Source organism: Halomonas koreensis (genome assembly GCF_031451675.1).
In the GTDB taxonomy this organism is placed as follows: domain Bacteria; phylum Pseudomonadota; class Gammaproteobacteria; order Pseudomonadales; family Halomonadaceae; genus Halomonas; species Halomonas koreensis.
Window position 1 is genome coordinate 1 of the sequence record NZ_JARWAK010000011.1, and the last position, 16020, is coordinate 16020.

Annotated in this window: 13 protein-coding genes; 8 read left to right on the forward strand and 5 right to left on the reverse strand. The window is 70.6% G+C overall.

From position 1 onward, the window contains the following. Both QC818_RS12620 and QC818_RS12625 read right to left on the reverse strand, forming a co-directional pair. A partial coding sequence (locus QC818_RS12620) for an aldehyde dehydrogenase family protein (protein WP_309653226.1) occupies window positions 1-502 on the reverse strand: 502 nt, incomplete at its 3' end. After that, entirely contained in the window at window positions 499-1902 is a 1404-nt protein-coding gene (locus QC818_RS12625; protein ID WP_309653227.1) for an aspartate aminotransferase family protein, read from the reverse strand. The genes QC818_RS12620 and QC818_RS12625, both read right to left, overlap by 4 nt. A 252-nt stretch (window positions 1903-2154) precedes the next feature. On the opposite strand from QC818_RS12625, the gene QC818_RS12630 reads away from it, so the two are divergent. Further along, a complete protein-coding gene (locus QC818_RS12630) occupies window positions 2155-4101 on the forward strand; it encodes a Na+/H+ antiporter NhaC family protein (protein ID WP_309653228.1) in 1947 nt (648 codons plus the stop codon). A 77-nt stretch (window positions 4102-4178) separates the two neighbouring features. Here QC818_RS12630 and QC818_RS12635 read toward each other — a convergent pair whose 3' ends face one another. Continuing rightward, on the reverse strand, window positions 4179-4916 hold the full coding sequence (locus QC818_RS12635; RefSeq protein WP_309653229.1) for a gamma-glutamyl-gamma-aminobutyrate hydrolase family protein: 738 nt from the start codon (window positions 4914-4916) through the stop codon (window positions 4179-4181). Window positions 4917-5173: 257 nt separating this feature from the next. Between QC818_RS12635 and QC818_RS12640 the strand changes: the two genes are divergently transcribed. Together QC818_RS12640 and QC818_RS12645 are read left to right on the forward strand one after the other, a co-directional pair. Beyond that, window positions 5174-6550 (forward strand): glutamine synthetase family protein, encoded by a 1377-nt coding sequence (locus tag QC818_RS12640; protein WP_309653230.1) that lies wholly within the window; start codon window positions 5174-5176, stop codon window positions 6548-6550. An 83-nt stretch (window positions 6551-6633) separates the two neighbouring features. Beyond that, window positions 6634-8124: a Na+/H+ antiporter NhaC family protein gene (locus QC818_RS12645; RefSeq protein WP_309653231.1), complete on the forward strand. Its 1491-nt coding sequence runs from the start codon at window positions 6634-6636 to the stop codon at window positions 8122-8124. Window positions 8125-8168: 44 nt separating this feature from the next. Here the strand turns inward: QC818_RS12645 and QC818_RS12650 are convergent, their stop codons facing one another. Next, window positions 8169-9230, reverse strand: coding sequence for a substrate-binding domain-containing protein (locus QC818_RS12650; protein ID WP_309653232.1), 1062 nt, complete (start codon window positions 9228-9230; stop codon window positions 8169-8171). A 131-nt stretch (window positions 9231-9361) separates the two neighbouring features. On the opposite strand from QC818_RS12650, the gene QC818_RS12655 reads away from it, so the two are divergent. From QC818_RS12655 to QC818_RS12675, 5 genes are read left to right on the forward strand one after another with little or no spacing between them, the layout of a single operon-like run. Beyond that, the gene (locus QC818_RS12655; protein ID WP_309653233.1) at window positions 9362-9856 is read left to right on the forward strand and encodes a formate dehydrogenase subunit gamma; all 495 of its coding nucleotides are present in this window, start codon (window positions 9362-9364) and stop codon (window positions 9854-9856) included. Beyond that, window positions 9853-11409 carry a formate dehydrogenase beta subunit gene (locus tag QC818_RS12660; protein ID WP_309653234.1) on the forward strand — a complete coding sequence of 519 codons (1557 nt, stop codon included), beginning with the start codon at window positions 9853-9855 and terminating at the stop codon, window positions 11407-11409. The genes QC818_RS12655 and QC818_RS12660 overlap by 4 nt, the downstream gene beginning before the upstream one ends. Next, window positions 11406-14273 carry a formate dehydrogenase subunit alpha gene (gene fdhF, locus QC818_RS12665; protein WP_309653235.1) on the forward strand — a complete coding sequence of 956 codons (2868 nt, stop codon included), beginning with the start codon at window positions 11406-11408 and terminating at the stop codon, window positions 14271-14273. The genes QC818_RS12660 and fdhF overlap by 4 nt, the downstream gene beginning before the upstream one ends. Further along, entirely contained in the window at window positions 14270-15115 is an 846-nt protein-coding gene (gene fdhD / locus QC818_RS12670; protein ID WP_309653236.1) for a formate dehydrogenase accessory sulfurtransferase FdhD, read from the forward strand. The genes fdhF and fdhD overlap by 4 nt, the downstream gene beginning before the upstream one ends. A 10-nt stretch (window positions 15116-15125) precedes the next feature. Next, window positions 15126-15359, forward strand: a complete 234-nt coding sequence (locus QC818_RS12675; RefSeq protein WP_309653237.1) for a formate dehydrogenase subunit delta — start codon at window positions 15126-15128, stop codon at window positions 15357-15359. A 105-nt stretch (window positions 15360-15464) separates the two neighbouring features. On the opposite strand, the gene QC818_RS12680 is transcribed toward QC818_RS12675, so the two are convergent. Then, window positions 15465-16013, reverse strand: coding sequence for a glycine zipper 2TM domain-containing protein (locus QC818_RS12680; protein WP_309653238.1), 549 nt, complete (start codon window positions 16011-16013; stop codon window positions 15465-15467). Window positions 16014-16020: the final 7 nt, after the last annotated feature.

Genomic DNA, 16020 nt, shown 5'->3' on the forward strand with positions numbered 1-16020 from the left:
CGATGGAGGCCACCACCCCCAGCGGCTCGCGCATCACCAGGCCCAGGGCGTCGTCGCCGGTGGGCGCCACCTCGCCGTAGAGCTTGTCGATGGACTCGGCGTGATGGCGCAGACAGCCGATGGCGCCGGCCATATCGCCCAAGGAACTCCCCACCGGCTTGCCCATGTCCAGGGTGTCGAGCAGCGCCAGCTCGTGCTTGTGCGCCTCCATCAACTCGGCCAGGCGCAGCAGCACGGCCTTGCGCCTGCCCGGGGCCAGGCGCGACCAGGCGCCGCCGTCGAAGGCGCGCCGGGCGGCGGCCACCGCGACCTCGGCATCGGCGGCGTCGCAGCTCGCCACCTCGGCGAGGACCTCGCCGGTGGCCGGGTTGAGCGTGGTCAGGGTGGCGCCGTCCTCGGCCTCGACGAAGGCGTCGTCGATGTAGGCGCGGGTCTCGAGGGTCAGCGAGTCGGCGAGCGCCTGCCAGTCGGCGCGGCTGCTCGGCGCTTGCGGGGAGCTCATGCGCGGACCTCCTCTTGCGTCGGGTGAGCGGTCATGTGGTCGGCCAGGCGGGCGGCCGTCGCGTCCAGGGCATGGCGCGCCAGGCGCACCAGTTCGTCGATCTCCTCGCGGGTGATCACCAGCGGGGGGGCGATGATCATGGTATCGCCCACCGAGCGCATCACCAGGCCGGCATCGAAACAGATATCCCGGCACAGGTTGCCGGCGGCGAGCGACTTGTCGAAGCGGCTGCCGGTGGCCTTGTCAGCGACCAGCTCCAGCGCCCCCATCAGGCCCAGGGAGCGAGCCTCGCCGACGAGGGGATGGTCGGCCAGCTCGGCCCAGCGGCGGGCCAGGTAGGGCCCGATGTCGTCGCGGACGCGCTCCACCACGCCCTCGGCCTCGAGCAGCTCCAGGTTCTTCAGCGCCACCGCGGCACAGGTGGGGTGCCCCGAGTAGGTGAAGCCGTGGAAGAACTCGCCGCCCTCCTCGATCAGGGCGTCGGCCACCCGGTCGCCCACCAGCACCCCGCCGATGGGCAGGTAGCCGGACGACAGACCCTTGGCGATGGGCATCAGGTCGGGCTCGAGGCCGAAGTGCTGGCTGCCGAACCACTCGCCGAGGCGCCCGAAGCCGCAGATCACCTCGTCGGCCACCAGCAGGATGTCGTACTTGGCCAGCACCGCCTTGACCGCCGGCCAGTAGCTCGCCGGCGGCATGATCGCGCCCCCGGCGCCCTGCACCGGCTCGGCGATAAAGGCGCCGACGTTCTCCTCCCCGAGCTCCAGGATCTTCGCCTCCAGGGCCTCGGCGCAGGCGCGGCCGAAGGCCTCCGGCGACTGGTCGCGTCCTTCGCCGAACCAGTAGGGCTGGCGGACGTGGGCGATCTCCGGCACGCAGGGACCGCCCTGGCCGTGCATCGGCGCCATGCCCCCCAGGCTCATCCCGGCCAGGGTCGAGCCGTGATAGCCGTTCTCGCGGCCGATGATCCAGCGCTTCTCCGGATGCCCCTTCAAGGCCCAGTAGCGGCGCACCATGCGCAGCACGGTGTCGTTGGCCTCGGAGCCCGAGCCGGTGAAGAAGACATGATTGACGTGCGCCGGAGCCAGCTCGCAGAGCTTCTCGGCCAGCTGCAGCGCCGGCGGGTGGGTGGTCTTGAAGAAGGTGTTGTAGTAAGGCAACCGCTCCAGTTGCTCCCGCGCGGCCTCCACCAGGTCCTGGCGGCCATAGCCCAGGTTCACGCACCACAGCCCCGCCATGCCGTCGAGGATGCGATGTCCCTCGCTATCGTGGATATAGACCCCCTCGGCATGGGTGATGACCCGACTGCCCTCGGTGTTCAGGGCCTTGAAATCGGTGAAGGGGTGCAGGTGATGATCACGATCGCGCCGCTGGAGCTGCGGGGTGGCCGTCTGGGTCATGGCGAGAGCCTCCAAGGTCGTTGCCGGTCAATGTTATTCTTTAATCAACATATAGCCCTATCCCGGTCCTGCCAAGCCCTTTCGGGGCACCCCGGGCAATATTTTCATAACCCATTGATTTCAAAAGCATCAAAACAACCATTTTTCTATATTAACAAATAATATAGACAAAAAGGTTTGACACCCCACTCCCGGATGGTCATTTTTCATTGACGTCTGAACGGCATCCCAACAACAACGCCAGGAGGGGACATGAACACGACGCTACCGGGCCGCACGATGCGGCTGATCCTGCTATCGATCCTTGTGTGGCTCGGCGCCGGCCACGCCCAGGCCGCCCCGGCCATCAGCGCCCCCGACATCGTCCTCAGGGGCGTGGCCTTCGACCTGCCCGTGCAGGGCCTGCCCGAGGAGGGCGCGCTCGGCGCCCGGCTCGGCGAACGGACGCTGGCCATCGAGCGCGGCACCGATGGCCAGGGCCTGATCCCCGGCCTGGTGATCGACGCCCCCGAGGCGACCCTGACCCTGGTCGACGGCGACGGGCGCGTCCTGGCCGACGCCTCCCTCGCCACGCTGCCCGCCTGGCTGTCACTGCTGCCGGCACTCGTGGCCATCGGCCTGGCCCTCGCCTTCCGCCAGGTCATCGTCGCCCTGTTCGCGGGCATCCTGCTGGGCGGCTGGATCCTTCACGGCATGAGCGCCGGCGCCCTGCTCGGCGCCTTCGCCGACTCGGTGAACGTCCACGTGCTGGAGGCGGCCAGCGACAGCTCGCACATGTCCATCGTGCTGTTCTGCCTGCTGATCGGCGGCATGGTCGGGGTCATCTCGCGCAACGGCGGCACCCGCGGCATCGCCGAGCGGATCGCCCGGGTGATCCGCGGCCGCCGCCAGGCACAGAGCTCCACCGGCCTGCTGGGCCTGGCGATCTTCTTCGACGACTACGCCAACGCCCTGATCGTCGGCAACACCATGCGCCACATCACCGACAGGATGGCGATCTCCCGGGCCAAGCTGGCCTACCTGGTGGACAGCACCGCCGCACCGGTCTCGGCGATCATGCTGGTGACCACCTGGATCGGCTTCCAGGTCGGCCTGATCAGCGAAGCCATGAGCGGTATCGAAGGCTGGCAGGAATCCGCCTATTCGGTGTTCGTCAACGCCCTGCCCTACAACGCCTACCCGCTGCTGGCGCTGGCCTTCGTGTTCATGGTGGCCTGGACCGGCCGCGACTTCGGCCCGATGCTCAAGGCGGAGTGCCGCGCCGGCCTCGACGGGGGCCGGCGCGACGACCTCAGCAACCGCGAGGCCATCGTCGAGGAGGCCGACATCCCCACCAAGCCCGGCATCCCCACCCGGGCCTGGAACGCCGTCGTGCCGATGCTGGTGCTGGTCGCCATCACCCTGGGCGGCATCTACCACACCGGCGCCACGGCCCTGGGGCCGGGCGAACACGCCCTGCGCGACATCTTCGGCGAGGGCGACTCCTTCGGCGCCATGATGTGGGGCTCGCTGGCCGCCTGCCTGGTGGCGGTGATCATGACCCGGATCCAGCGCCTGATGAGCATGACCGAGACCGCCCATTACTGGTTCGAGGGCGTCAAGTCGATGCTGCTGCCGATCACCATCCTGATGATGGCCTGGGCGCTCGCCAACGTGAACGAGGCGCTGCAGACCAGCGACTTCCTGGTCGCGGTGCTGGGCGATAGCCTGTCGCCGGCCTGGCTGCCGACGGTGATCCTCCTGCTGGCCGCCTTCACCGCCTTCGCCACCGGCTCCTCCTGGGGCGTGATGGGCATCATGATGCCGCTGGTGGTGCCGCTGGCCTGGGCGGTGCTGTCCCATCACGGCCTGGCGGGCACCGCCGAGGGCATGCCGCTGCTGTATGCCTCGGTGGCCTCGGTGCTCGCCGGCGCGGTCTGGGGCGACCACTGCTCGCCGCTCGCCGAGACCACCCTGCTGGCGGCCATGGCCAGCGGCTGCGACCTGATCGAGCACGTGCGCACCCAGTTGCCCTATGCGCTGCTGGTCGGCGTCGCCTCCCTGGTGTTCGGCACCCTGGCCGTGGGCCATGGCATCAGCTGGTGGCTCGGCCTCGCGGCCGGCGGCCTGGCACTGTTCGCCATCCTGCGCCTCTTCGGCCGGCGCCCGACGCCGGCGACCCAGGCGCCGGCGCCGACGCGCCAGCCGGCCACCCGCTGAACCCGCGCCACTCGACAAGAAAAGGCCCGCGACGCTCGAGTCGCGGGCCTCCTGGCGAGCGGCCGACGGCGCGGGGCTCAGCCGCCGCAGGCCTCGGCGAAGCCGCGGAAGATGGCATCGTAGAGGGCGTGCTCCCGCGGCTGCCACTCGGGATGCCACTGCACCGCCAGGGCGAAGCGGGGCGCGTCGGCGATCGAGATGGCCTCGACCAGGCCGTCCGGCGCCACCGCCTCCACGTCGAGCCCCGGCCCCAGGCGATCGATGCCCTGCTGGTGCAGGGAGTTCACCCGGGCGTGGCGCTCGGGATAGAGCGCCGCCAGGCGACCGCCGGGGCGGATCTCGAGGTCGTGGCTGGGCGCGTACTGCGCCGCCCTGTCGCCCTCGGGCTCGCGGTGATCCCGCTTGCCGGGCTGCGCCTGTACCGCCTGGAACAGGGTGCCGCCGAAGGCCACGTTGAGCTCCTGGAAGCCCCGGCAGATACCCAGCAGGGGCAGCTCCAGCTCCAGCGCCGCCGGCACCCAGGCCATGGCCGCCGCATCGCGATCCCGGTCTCCCCGGGTATTCTCCGGGGCGCGCTCGGCGCCGTAGCGCGACGGCGCCACATTGGTATAGCTGCCGGTCAGCACCAGGCCATCGAGCCGCGACAGCAGGGGCATCACGCCGACGGGATCGAGATCCTCCCAGACCGGCAGGATCACCGGCTCGAGTCCGTACTCCCGCAGGGCGCTCAGGTACTTGTCGGTCACCATATGCGACGGGTGGCCTTCCACCTCGCGGCGGCAGGCGATGACGCCCACCAGGGGTCGGGTCTGCATGGCAGTCTCCTCGTGATGCTCGTGATCGGGGTTGTTATGCTTTGATCAACATACATTGGCAGCTTAATCTTGCCAACGCCCCTCCGGCACCGAAGCCGAAAGTACGCATATAAGCCAATGTTTTTAAACAAAATACACGCCGTGCGACCATGCCTTTCGGCGAAACCGATCGGCGGCTTTCGTAAAATATTTGACAACAAGGACTGTTGATTCAAAGATGACACCACTGCCCACGATCACAACGGAACAGGTGCCCCATGCAGCCCACCGCCCTCGACGAAGCCCGTGACTTCCTGGACCGTCACCCCGACATCGCCAGCGTCGACCTGCTGATCAGCGACCTCAACGGCGTGCTGCGCGGCAAGCGCATTCCCCGGGACAACCTGGAAAAGGCCTACCGCGACGGCGTCAACCTGCCGGCCTCGGTGTTCGCCCTGGACATCCTCGGCAATACCGTGGAGGAGACCGGGCTGGGCCTCGACAGCGGCGACGGCGACCGGGTCTGCCGGCCGGTGCCGGGCACCCTGATGCCGAGCCCCTGGCTGCGCGGGGGCCGCCAGGCCCAGGTGCTGATGACCATGGAGGAGACCGACGGCTCGCCCTACGACGCCGACCCTCGCCAGGTGCTGGCCCGGGTCCTGGAGCGCTTTCGACGCGCGCGGCTGACCCCGGTGGTCGCCGTGGAGCTGGAGTTCTACCTGATCGACCGGGAACGCGACGCCCTGGGCATGGCCCAGCCTCCCTGCTCGCCGGCCACCGGCGAACGGGCCACCCACAGCCAGCTCTACTCGATCAACGAGCTCGACGAATACGCCGACTTCCTGGACGACATCCATGCCGCGGCCCGCACCCAGGGACTGCCGCTGGACACGGCCCTCAAGGAATGCGCCCCCGGACAGTTCGAGATCAACTTGATCCACTGCGACGACGCCCTGGCCGCCTGCGACAGCGCCGTGCTGCTCAAGCGCCTGATCAAGGGGGTGGCGCTCCATCACGGCTTCGAGGCCACCTTCATGGCCAAGCCCTACGGCCAGGAGGCCGGCAACGGCACCCATGTGCATATCAGCCTGCTCGACGAGGCCGGCCACAACGTCTTCGCCGCCGACGACGGCGCCCCCCTGGGCACGCCGACCCTCAAGCAGGCGGCGGCCGGGCTGCTCGAGCTGATGCCGGCCTGCATGGCGCTGTTCGCCCCCAACCTCAATTCCTTCCGCCGCTTCCAGCCGGGGCTCTACGTGCCCATGGCCCCGACCTGGGGCTACGACAATCGCTCGGTGGCGGTGCGCATCCCCTCCGGTGCCAACCAGGCCCGGCGCCTCGAGCACCGGGTCGCCGGGGCGGACGCCAACCCCTACCTGCTGATGGCCGGCCTGCTGGCCGCCATCGACCATGGCCTGCGGCAGGGCCTGACGCCGCCGCCGGCGATCAGCGGCAACGCCTACGACCAGGTGGCGCCCAGCCTGACCAACAGCTGGCATCGCGCCTTGGAGCTGCTGGAAGCCAACGAGGTGCTCGCCGAGGCCCTGGGCCCCGACTTCCTGCGCATCTTCCTGGCCAATCGCCGCGCCGAGCGCGACCTGGCCATGCAGGCCGTCAGCAAGCTCGAGTACGACTGGTACCTGCGCCACGTCTGATCCCGGGAGCCGGCGCCGATACCCATAACAAGCCCGGGCGCCGGCCCCTCCCCCGACTCCACAAGACCATAACGGAGCCCCACGTGACGACCCGGAGCGACCCGCACCCCTTCGCCCCCTCGCTGCCGGCCCGCGACGGCACCGGCCGCACCCTGCTGCTGGTGGCCGCCGTGCTGGCCACGGTCATCGGCCTGACCCTCGCCCAGGATCCGCACGACGACTATGGCTGGATCAGCCTGGTGCCCTCGCTGATCGTGCTGGTGGTGGCCATCGCCACCCACCGCACCCTGGAAGCGCTCGCCATCGGCGCCCTCTGCGGGCTGATCCTGCTGCAGCCGGACGACTTCGTCGGCGAGCTGGCCGACATCTCGCTGGCGGTGATGATGGACGAGACCATCGCCTGGCTGATCCTGGTCTGCGGGCTGATGGGCGGCTTCATCGCCATGCTCGAGACCTCGGGCTGCACCCTGAGCTTCAGCCAGGGCATGACCCGGCTGGTGAAGAGCCGGCGCCAGTCGCTGCTCAGCACCGCCGCCCTGGGCGTGCTGATCTTCATCGACGACTACCTCAACGCCCTGGCCACCTCGTCGGCCATGAAGCGCCTCACCGATCGCTTCGGCGTCTCCCGGGAGAAGCTAGCCTACATCGTCGACTCCACCGCCGCCCCGATCTGCATCCTGGTGCCGCTGTCCACCTGGGCGGTGTACTTCGCCGAACTGCTGGCGACCAACGGCGCCACCGACGGGGCGGGCATGGGGCTCTACCTGCAGTCGATTCCCTTCATGCTCTACGGCTGGGTGGCCATGGGACTGGTGCTGCTGGTGGCGCTGGGCAAGCTGCCCGACCTGGGCCCGATGAAGGCCGCCGAGGCCCGCGCCCGGGCCGGCCGGCCGATTCCCGACGGCGCCCCGGACGTCCCGCTCGGCGACGACGCGACCCCGGCCATGAGCCCCTGGCGCGGGGTGATCAACTTCCTCGCGCCCATGGCGGTGCTGATCGGCGCCAGCGCCTGGTTCGGGATCGACCTGCTCAAGGGGGTCATCGTCGCCACCCTGTTCACCCTGGCGCTCTACCTGGTGCAGCGCCTGGCCACCTTCAACCGCCTGATGGACGCGATCATGGACGGCTTTCGCACCATGATGCTGCCGCTGGCCATCGTCGCCGTGGGCTTCGTGCTGCGCGAGATCAACGACCAGCTGGGCATGACGGCGTTCATGATCGACGCCCTCGGCCCCTACCTGACCCCGGCGCTGCTGCCCGCCCTGGTGTTCGCCTCCATGGCCGTGGTGGTGTTCGCCACCGGCTCCTCCTGGGGCGTGTTCGTGATCTCGATCCCCATCGTGGTGCCCATGGCCCAGCACCTGGACGCCCCCATGCCGCTGGTGGTCGGCGCCCTGCTGTCGGCCTCGAGCTTCGGCAGCCATGCCTGCTTCTTCTCCGACTCCTCGGTGCTCTCCGCCCAGGGCAGCGGCTGCCTGCCCATGCAGCACGGCCTGACCCAGCTCCCCTATGCGCTGCTCGGCGCCCTGATCACCGCGGCCGGCTTCCTGGCGCTGGGCCATGCCCTGACCTGAGCCTCGTCTCTCCCATTGCGCGGCGCCCCGCCGCCGCGCCTTTTTCAATCGGGCAGCAGCGCCTCGACGCCTTCCACCTCGCCGCAGCGATCCGGCGTATACCCCGGCAACGCCGCCACCGCCTCCCGGAAGGCCTCGCCGGCGAGCACCCGACGCAGCGTCTCGAGCTTGGGCTCGGCCAGGCTGCGCCGATGGCAGACCAGCAGATAATCCTCCAGCGCCAGCGGCAGGAAATCGAGCCCGAAGCGCCGCGCCGCCGCCTCCACCCCGAAGCCCGCATCCGCCATGCCGGCGGCGACATAGGCCGCCACCGCCGAGTGGGTGTATTCCTCGAGCTCGTAGCCGCGAACGCCGGCCGCCGCCACACCGGCCTCGTCCAGCAACCCGTCCAGCAGCGCCCGGGTGCCCGAGGCCGCCTGCCGGTTGATGAAGCGCGCCCCGCTCCCGACCAGGTCGGCCAGCCCCTGGAGGCCCAACGGGTTGCCGGACGCCACCATCAGCCCCTGACGCCGGGTGATAAAGCGCAATACCCGGTAACTTCGCGGCTTCAGCAGGTCCCGGTACTCCCGGCTCACCCGGCGGCCAACCTCGCCCCGCGGCAGATGGAAGCCGGCCAGGTCGCAGGCGCCGCGGTGCAGCGCCGCCAGGGCCTCCCGGGGGCTGCAGTACTGCAGGTCGAGGCCCAGGGCATCGAGATGCCCGGGCAGCAGCTCCACGGCATAGCCGTGGCTGGCATGCAGGCGCAGCACCGGCTTCACCCCCTCCAGGGTCTGCTGGATGGCCAGGTTGAGCTCCGAGCCAAGGCTCTCCAGCTGCGGCCCCAGCCGGGCGATGACCCGCTGCTCGGCCCACAGCAGCTTCTCGCCCAGCGGCGACAGCCGCGCCCCCTTGCCGCGCTCGAGCTCGACCAGGGCGATGCCGAAGAACTCCCCCCACTTGTTGAGCAGGTTCCATGCGTGGCGATAGGAGACGCCCACCGTCTCGGCGGCCCGGGTGAGCTTGCCGTGGCGATGCACCGCCTCGAGCAGCGCGAAGAGCTTGGGGTCGAGCTGGTTGCCGGCCTCGTCGCTGAAGTACCAGGCCGGCGTGATCCGGATACGCTTCATGTGAAGTAAGTTTCATATTTTGCCGTCGGGGCACCAATGCTAGCGTTATCGGCACCGTGACGCACGCCTCTTCCCCATATATGAACAAGCGTGCATAACCAGCCCGAACGACAACGAACCAGGGGGACTCGATGCGCGATTCCCATGAGTGGACGCCCCAGGCGATCCAGGCCGAGATCGACGCCCTGAGGCACAAGCCCGGCGCGCTGCTGCCGATCCTGCACGCCATCCAGGACCGCATCGGTTTCGTGCCCGAGGGGGCGGTGCCGATCATCGCCGACTCGCTGGGCCAGACCCGTGCCGAGGTGCACGGCGTGATCAGCTTCTACCACCACTTCCGCACCGCGCCGCCGGGGCACCACGTGGTCCAGGTGTGCCGCGCCGAGGCCTGCCAGGCCCGGGGCGCCCGCGCCCTGGAAGCCCACGCCAAGGACAGGCTCGGCGTCGGCTACCACCAGACCACCCCCGACCGCGAGATCACCCTGGAGGCCGTCTACTGCCTGGGCAACTGCGCCTGCGGCCCCTCGGTGCGCGTCGACGACGCGGTGCGGGGCCGGGTCACGCCCGAGGCCTTCGACGCCCTGGTCGACGAACTCCGTACCCAGCCCCTGGAGGTGATCGCATGAGCGTTCGCGTCTTCGTGCCCCGCGACACCACCGCCCTCTCCCTGGACGCCGACGCCGTGGCCGATCGGCTCCGGCGCGAGGCCGCCGACCGCGGCCTGGAGCTGACCCTGGTGCGCAACGGCTCCCGCGGCCTGGCCTGGCTGGAGCCCCTGGTCGAGGTCGAGACCGCCGCCGGGCGCGTCGCCTACGGCCCCGTGGCGCCCGGCGACGTGCCGACGCTGCTCGACGCCGGCCTGCTCGAGGGCGAAGGCGACCACCCGCTGGCCCTGGGGCCCACCGAGGCGATCCCCTATCTCGCCCGCCAGCAGCGGCTGACCTTCGCCCGCATCGGCGTCACCGACCCGCTGTCGATCGCCGACTACCTGGCCCATGACGGCTTCCGCGGCCTGGAACGGGCCCTCGACCTCACCGACCAGGACATCGTCGAGGAGGTCAAGGCCTCGGGGCTGCGCGGTCGCGGCGGGGCGGCCTTCCCCACCGGCATCAAGTGGCAGACGGTGCTCGACACCCCGGCGGACCAGAAGTACATCGTCTGCAACGCCGACGAGGGCGACTCCGGCACCTTCGCCGATCGCCTGCTGATGGAGTGCGACCCCTACTTGCTGATCGAGGGCATGGCCATCGCCGGGCTCGCCGTGGGCGCCACCCAGGGCTACATTTACCTGCGCTCCGAGTACCCGCTGGCCAAGGAGATCCTCGACGCCGCCATCGCCCGCGCCGAGGCCGCCGGCTACCTGGGCGACGACCTCCGCGGCAGCGGCCGCGCCTTCCACCTGGAGGTGCGCCTGGGCGCCGGCGCCTACATCTGCGGCGAGGAGACCTCGCTGCTGGAGAGCCTCGAGGGCAAGCGCGGCCTGGTCCGCTTCAAGCCGCCGCTGCCGGCCATCGAGGGGCTGTTCGGCCGCCCCACCGTGGTCAACAACGTGCTGTCGCTGGCCGCCGTGCCCTTCATCCTCGCCGAAGGGGCCGAGGCCTACGCCGATCATGGCATGGGCCGTTCCCGCGGCACCCTGGCGCTGCAGCTGGCCGGCAACGTCAGGCGCGGCGGCCTGGTCGAGCTGGCCTTCGGCACCACCCTGCGCACCCTGATGGAAGACTTCGGCGGCGGCACCGCCAGCGGCCGGCCGCTGCGCGCCGTGCAGGTCGGCGGACCGCTGTGCGCCTACCTGCCCGAGCACCAGTGGGACCTGCCGCTGGACTACGAGACCTTCGCCGAGGTCGGTGCGGGGGTCGGCCACGGCGGCGTGGTGATGTTCGACGACAGCGTCGACATGGCCGAGCAGGCGCGCTTCTCGATGGAGTTCTGCAAGGTGGAGTCCTGCGGCAAGTGCACCCCCTGCCGCATCGGCTCGACCCGCGGCGTCGAGGTCATCGACCGCATCCGGGCAGGCCGTGACCGCGACGCCAACCTCGCGCTGCTCGGCGAGCTCTGCGAGACCATGGAAGACGGCTCGCTGTGCGCCATGGGCGGCATGACGCCCTTCCCGGTGCAGAGCGCCCTGAGACACTTCCCCGACGACTTCCGCCGTGCGCCGGAAGGAGACCGCTCATGATCCAGCACTTCGACCCCCGCCAGCACGCCAAGGACCTGGGCACCCCGCCGCCCGCCAAGGGCGGCGCCCCGGTGAGCCTGGAGATCGACGGCGTGGCGATCAGCGTGCCCGAGGGCACCTCGGTGCTGCGCGCCGCGGCGCTCGCCGACATCAACATCCCCAAGCTGTGCGCCACCGACAGCCTCGAGGCCTTCGGCTCCTGCCGGCTGTGCGCCGTCCAGGTGGAGGGCAAGCGCGGCACCCCCGCGGCCTGCACCACCCCGGTCGCCGAGGGCATGAGGGTCACCACCCAGAACGAGCGCCTGGCCCGGCTGCGCCGCAACGTCATGGAGCTCTACATCTCCGATCACCCGCTTGACTGCCTGACCTGCCCGGCCAACGGCGACTGCGAGCTGCAGGACATGGCCGGCGCGGTGGGCCTGCGCGAGGTGCGCTACGGCTTCGAGGGCGAGAACCACCTGGCCGCCGAGCAGGATCACTCCAACCCCTACTTCAGCTTCGACCCCAGCAAGTGCATCGTCTGCTCCCGCTGCGTGCGCGCCTGCGAGGAGGTGCAGGGCACCTTCGCGCTGACCATCGACGGTCGGGGGTTCGAGTCGAAGGTGTCTGCGGGGCAAAACGAGGCCTTTATGGACTCCGAGTGCGTCTCCTGCGGCGCCTGCGTCCAGGCCTGCCCCACCTCCACGCTGATGGAGAAGAGCGTCATCGACGCCGGCCAGCCCGAGCACAGCGTGATCACCACCTGCGCCTACTGCGGCGTGGGCTGCTCCTTCGAGGCCCAGATGAAGGGCGATCAGCTGGTGCGCATGGTGCCCTGGAAGGGCGGCGACGCCAACCACGGCCATTCCTGCGTCAAGGGCCGCTTCGCCTTCGGCTACGCGAGCCATCCGGATCGCATCACCACGCCGATGATCCGCGAGTCCATCGACCGGCCCTGGCGCCCGGTCGGCTGGGAGGAGGCGATCGCCTTCGCCGCCGAGCGCCTCCAGGCGATCCAGGCCGAGCACGGCCGCGAGAGCATCGGCGGCATCACCTCCTCGCGCTGCACCAACGAGGAGACCTACCTGGTGCAGAAGCTGATCCGCGCGGCCTTCGGCAACAACAACACCGACACCTGCGCGCGGGTCTGCCATTCGCCCACCGGCTACGGCCTCAAGACCACCCTGGGCGAGTCCGCCGGCACCCAGACCTTCGACTCGGTGATGCAGGCCGACGCCATCATCGTGATCGGCGCCAACCCCACCGACGCCCACCCGGTGTTCGGCTCGCTGATGCGCAAGCGGCTGCGCCAGGGCGCCTCGCTGATCGTCGCCGACCCGCGGCGCATCGACCTGCTCAAGACTCCCCACCTCGAGGATGCCCAGCACCTGCCGCTGCGCCCGGGCACCAATGTGGCGCTGATCAACGCCCTGGGGCATGTGGTGGTGACGGAAGGCCTGGAGGATCACGCCTTCATCGCCGACCGTTGCGACACCGAGGCCTACCGCGCCTGGCGCGACTTCATCGCTGAGGAGCGTCACTCCCCCGAGGCCAGCGAGGCGATCACCGGGGTGGCCGCCGAGGCGGTGCGCCAGGCCGCGCGCACCTATGCGACGGCCGGCAACGGCGCCATCTACTACGGCCTGGGCGTCACCGAGCACAGCCAGGGCTCGACCATGGTGATGGGCATCGCCAACCTGGCCCTGGCCACCGGCAACATCGGCCGCGAGGGCGTGGGCGTGAACCCCTTGCGCGGCCAGAACAACGTCCAGGGCTCCTGCGACATGGGCTCCTTCCCCCACGAGCTGCCGGGCTACCAGCACGTCGCCGACATCTCGGCCCGCGGCCGCTTCGAGGATGCCTGGGGGGTGACCCTGGACGACGAGCCGGGGCTGCGCATCCCCAACATGTTCGACGCCGCCATCGAGGGCAGCTTCAAGGCGCTCTACGTGCAGGGCGAGGACATCGCCCAGTCCGACCCCAACACCCAGCACGTCGAGGCGGCCCTGTCCTCGCTGGACTGCCTGATCGTCCAGGACATCTTCCTCAACGAGACCGCCAAGTACGCCCACGTGCTGCTGCCGGGCTCGAGCTTCCTGGAGAAGGACGGCACCTTCACCAACGCCGAGCGGCGCATCAACCGGGTGCGCCGGGTGATGCCGCCGCTGGCCGGCAAGGCCGACTGGGAGGTCACCGTCGACCTGGCCCGGGCCCTGGGCTATCCGATGGAGTACGCGCATCCGTCCGAGATCATGGACGAGATCGCCCGGCTCACCCCGACCTTCGCCGGCGTCAGCTACGCCAAGCTCGAGACACACGGCAGCCTGCAGTGGCCCTGCAACGCCGAGCGCCCCGACGGCACCCCGACCATGCACGAGGTGGACTTCCCGATCGGCCGTGGCCGCTTCGCGATCACCGAGTACGTGGCCACCGAGGAGCGCAGCAACCGCCGCTTCCCGCTGCTGCTGACCACCGGACGCATCCTGTCCCAGTACAACGTCGGCGCCCAGACCCGCCGCACCGACAACCAGGTGTGGCACGACGAGGACGTGCTGGAACTGCATCCCTCCGACGCCGAGGTGCGCGGCATCCGCAACGGCGACTGGCTGGGCATCACCAGCCGCGCCGGCCAGACGGTGCTGCGCGCCAGGCTCAGCGAGCGCATGCAGCCCGGCGTGGTCTACACCACCTTCCACCATCCGGGCAGCGGCGCCAACGTGATCACCACCGACAGCTCCGACTGGGCCACCAACTGCCCCGAGTACAAGGTGACCGCGGTGCAGGTGGAGAAGGTCAGCCGGCCCTCGGAGTGGCAGCGGCGCTTCGACGAGGTCGACCGCCAGCAGCGCCAGTACCTGGCCACGGCCCGGGAGGCGGCGTCATGACCCGGGCGCGGGGGACGGATCAGGCCCCGCCCCTGACGCACCGGCGGGTCGAGGTGCATCGCGGCGCCTCGGGCTGGTATCGCGACGAGATCGAGGACGCCCTGACCCTCGAGGTGCCGGTGGCGCTGGTCTACAACGGCATCTCCCATGCGGTGATGATGGCCAGCCCCGTCGACCTCGAGGACTTCGCCCTGGGCTTCAGCCTCTCCGAGGGCATCCTCGCCGATCGCCACGAGTGCTACGACCTGGAGGTGCAGGAGGAAGCCCGCGGGCTGACGGTTCACCTGACCATCGCCAGCCGACGGCTCGCGGAGCTCAAGGCCCGTCGCCGCAGCCTGGCCGGGCGCACCGGCTGCGGGCTGTGCGGCACCGAGGCCCTGGACCAGGCGATCCGCCCGATCCCGGCGGTGCGGGCGCCGGCGCTGGCCGACGCCGCCATCCAGCGGGCCCTGGCGGCGCTGGCCGACCACCAGGCGCTGCAGGCGGCCACCGGGGCCGCTCACGGCGCCGCCTGGTGCGACGCCGACGGCCGCATCCGGCGGGTGCGCGAGGACGTGGGGCGCCACAACGCCCTGGACAAGCTGATCGGCGCCCTGGCCCGGGAGGGCGGGCCGGACGAGGACGGCTTCGCCCTGGTCTCGAGCCGCGCCAGCTACGAGATGGTGCACAAGAGCGCCAGCGCCGGGATCGGCGCCCTGGTGGCCGTCTCGGCGGCCACCGCCCTGGCGGTGGAGCAGGCCGAGGCAGCCGGGCTGCTGCTGGTCGGCTTCGCCCGTCCGGGCCGCCATCTGATCTATCATCGCCCCGACGCCGCCCCGGCGGCGGCGCGGGCCCACGGTTGAGGAGTCGAGGATGTCACAGGATCATGACGAGGCCCTGGTGCGGATGGTCAACCAGATCGCCGCCAACCTGGGCCCCGGTCGCGAGGAGGCCGACGCCGCGGAGGGGGTCTGCACGCACCTGGAGAAGTTCTGGGCGCGCGCCATGAAGCGGCGCATCGTCGCCTGCCTCGACGCGCCGGACGGCGGCCTGGCGCCCCTGGCTCGCCGGGGCGTGGAACGGCTGGCCGAACGTCAGGCCGACTGATGGCCGACGCGCCCCGGCACATCGCCGGTTGCACGCGCAAGGGCCGCCCCTGACAGGGCGGCCCTTGCGTTTCATGGCCGTGGGGCCGGGCCCGGGTCGAGGCCCTCAGCCCTGGCTGCGGGGTTCGCCCCACTGCGGCTCGCCGTCGACCACGCGCACCGTCTCGCCCTCGGGGCGCCGCTCCAGCCGGCTGGTGTGCGCCTGGCCGTCGTAGCGCCAGCTGACCTCATAGCCCGTGGTCTCCTGGTGACTGTCGGTCACGGTATGGCAGCGACGCTCGGTGGTGGTGACGGTCTGGCCGGCCTCGACCCGGCGCTGGACCTCGCGGCCGGCCAGGCCGCCGCCGAGGGCGCCGGCCACGGTGGCGATCTTCTTGCCGCTGCCGCCGCCGACCTGGTTGCCCAGCAGGCCGCCGACGATGGCGCCGGCCGCCGTGCCGACCACGCTGTGCGGGTCGCGGGTCGGCGCCTGGCGCTGCACCGCCACGTCCTCGCAGACCTCCCGCGGCGTCTCCACCGTGCGGGTCAGCGGCGTCACCTCGGTGATCTCGGCGAAGCGGGGCTGGCGGCTCTCCTGGACCTGCCAGGCCCCGAAGGCCATGCCGCCGAGCCCCAGCACGGCCAGGACACCGCCCACCACGATCGACTTGCTCATCTGTTCT

Coding starts and splice junctions, on each gene's coding strand:
- QC818_RS12625 (WP_309653227.1), bottom strand. CDS start 1,902: ATGACCCAGACGGCCACCCCGCAGCTCCAGCGGCGCGATCGTGATCAT.
- fdhF (WP_309653235.1), top strand. CDS start 11,406: ATGATCCAGCACTTCGACCCCCGCCAGCACGCCAAGGACCTGGGCACC.
- fdhD (WP_309653236.1), top strand. CDS start 14,270: ATGACCCGGGCGCGGGGGACGGATCAGGCCCCGCCCCTGACGCACCGG.
- QC818_RS12675 (WP_309653237.1), top strand. CDS start 15,126: ATGTCACAGGATCATGACGAGGCCCTGGTGCGGATGGTCAACCAGATC.
- QC818_RS12640 (WP_309653230.1), top strand. CDS start 5,174: ATGCAGCCCACCGCCCTCGACGAAGCCCGTGACTTCCTGGACCGTCAC.
- QC818_RS12655 (WP_309653233.1), top strand. CDS start 9,362: ATGCGCGATTCCCATGAGTGGACGCCCCAGGCGATCCAGGCCGAGATC.
- QC818_RS12630 (WP_309653228.1), top strand. CDS start 2,155: ATGAACACGACGCTACCGGGCCGCACGATGCGGCTGATCCTGCTATCG.
- QC818_RS12680 (WP_309653238.1), bottom strand. CDS start 16,013: ATGAGCAAGTCGATCGTGGTGGGCGGTGTCCTGGCCGTGCTGGGGCTC.
- QC818_RS12650 (WP_309653232.1), bottom strand. CDS start 9,230: ATGAAGCGTATCCGGATCACGCCGGCCTGGTACTTCAGCGACGAGGCC.
- QC818_RS12660 (WP_309653234.1), top strand. CDS start 9,853: ATGAGCGTTCGCGTCTTCGTGCCCCGCGACACCACCGCCCTCTCCCTG.
- QC818_RS12635 (WP_309653229.1), bottom strand. CDS start 4,916: ATGCAGACCCGACCCCTGGTGGGCGTCATCGCCTGCCGCCGCGAGGTG.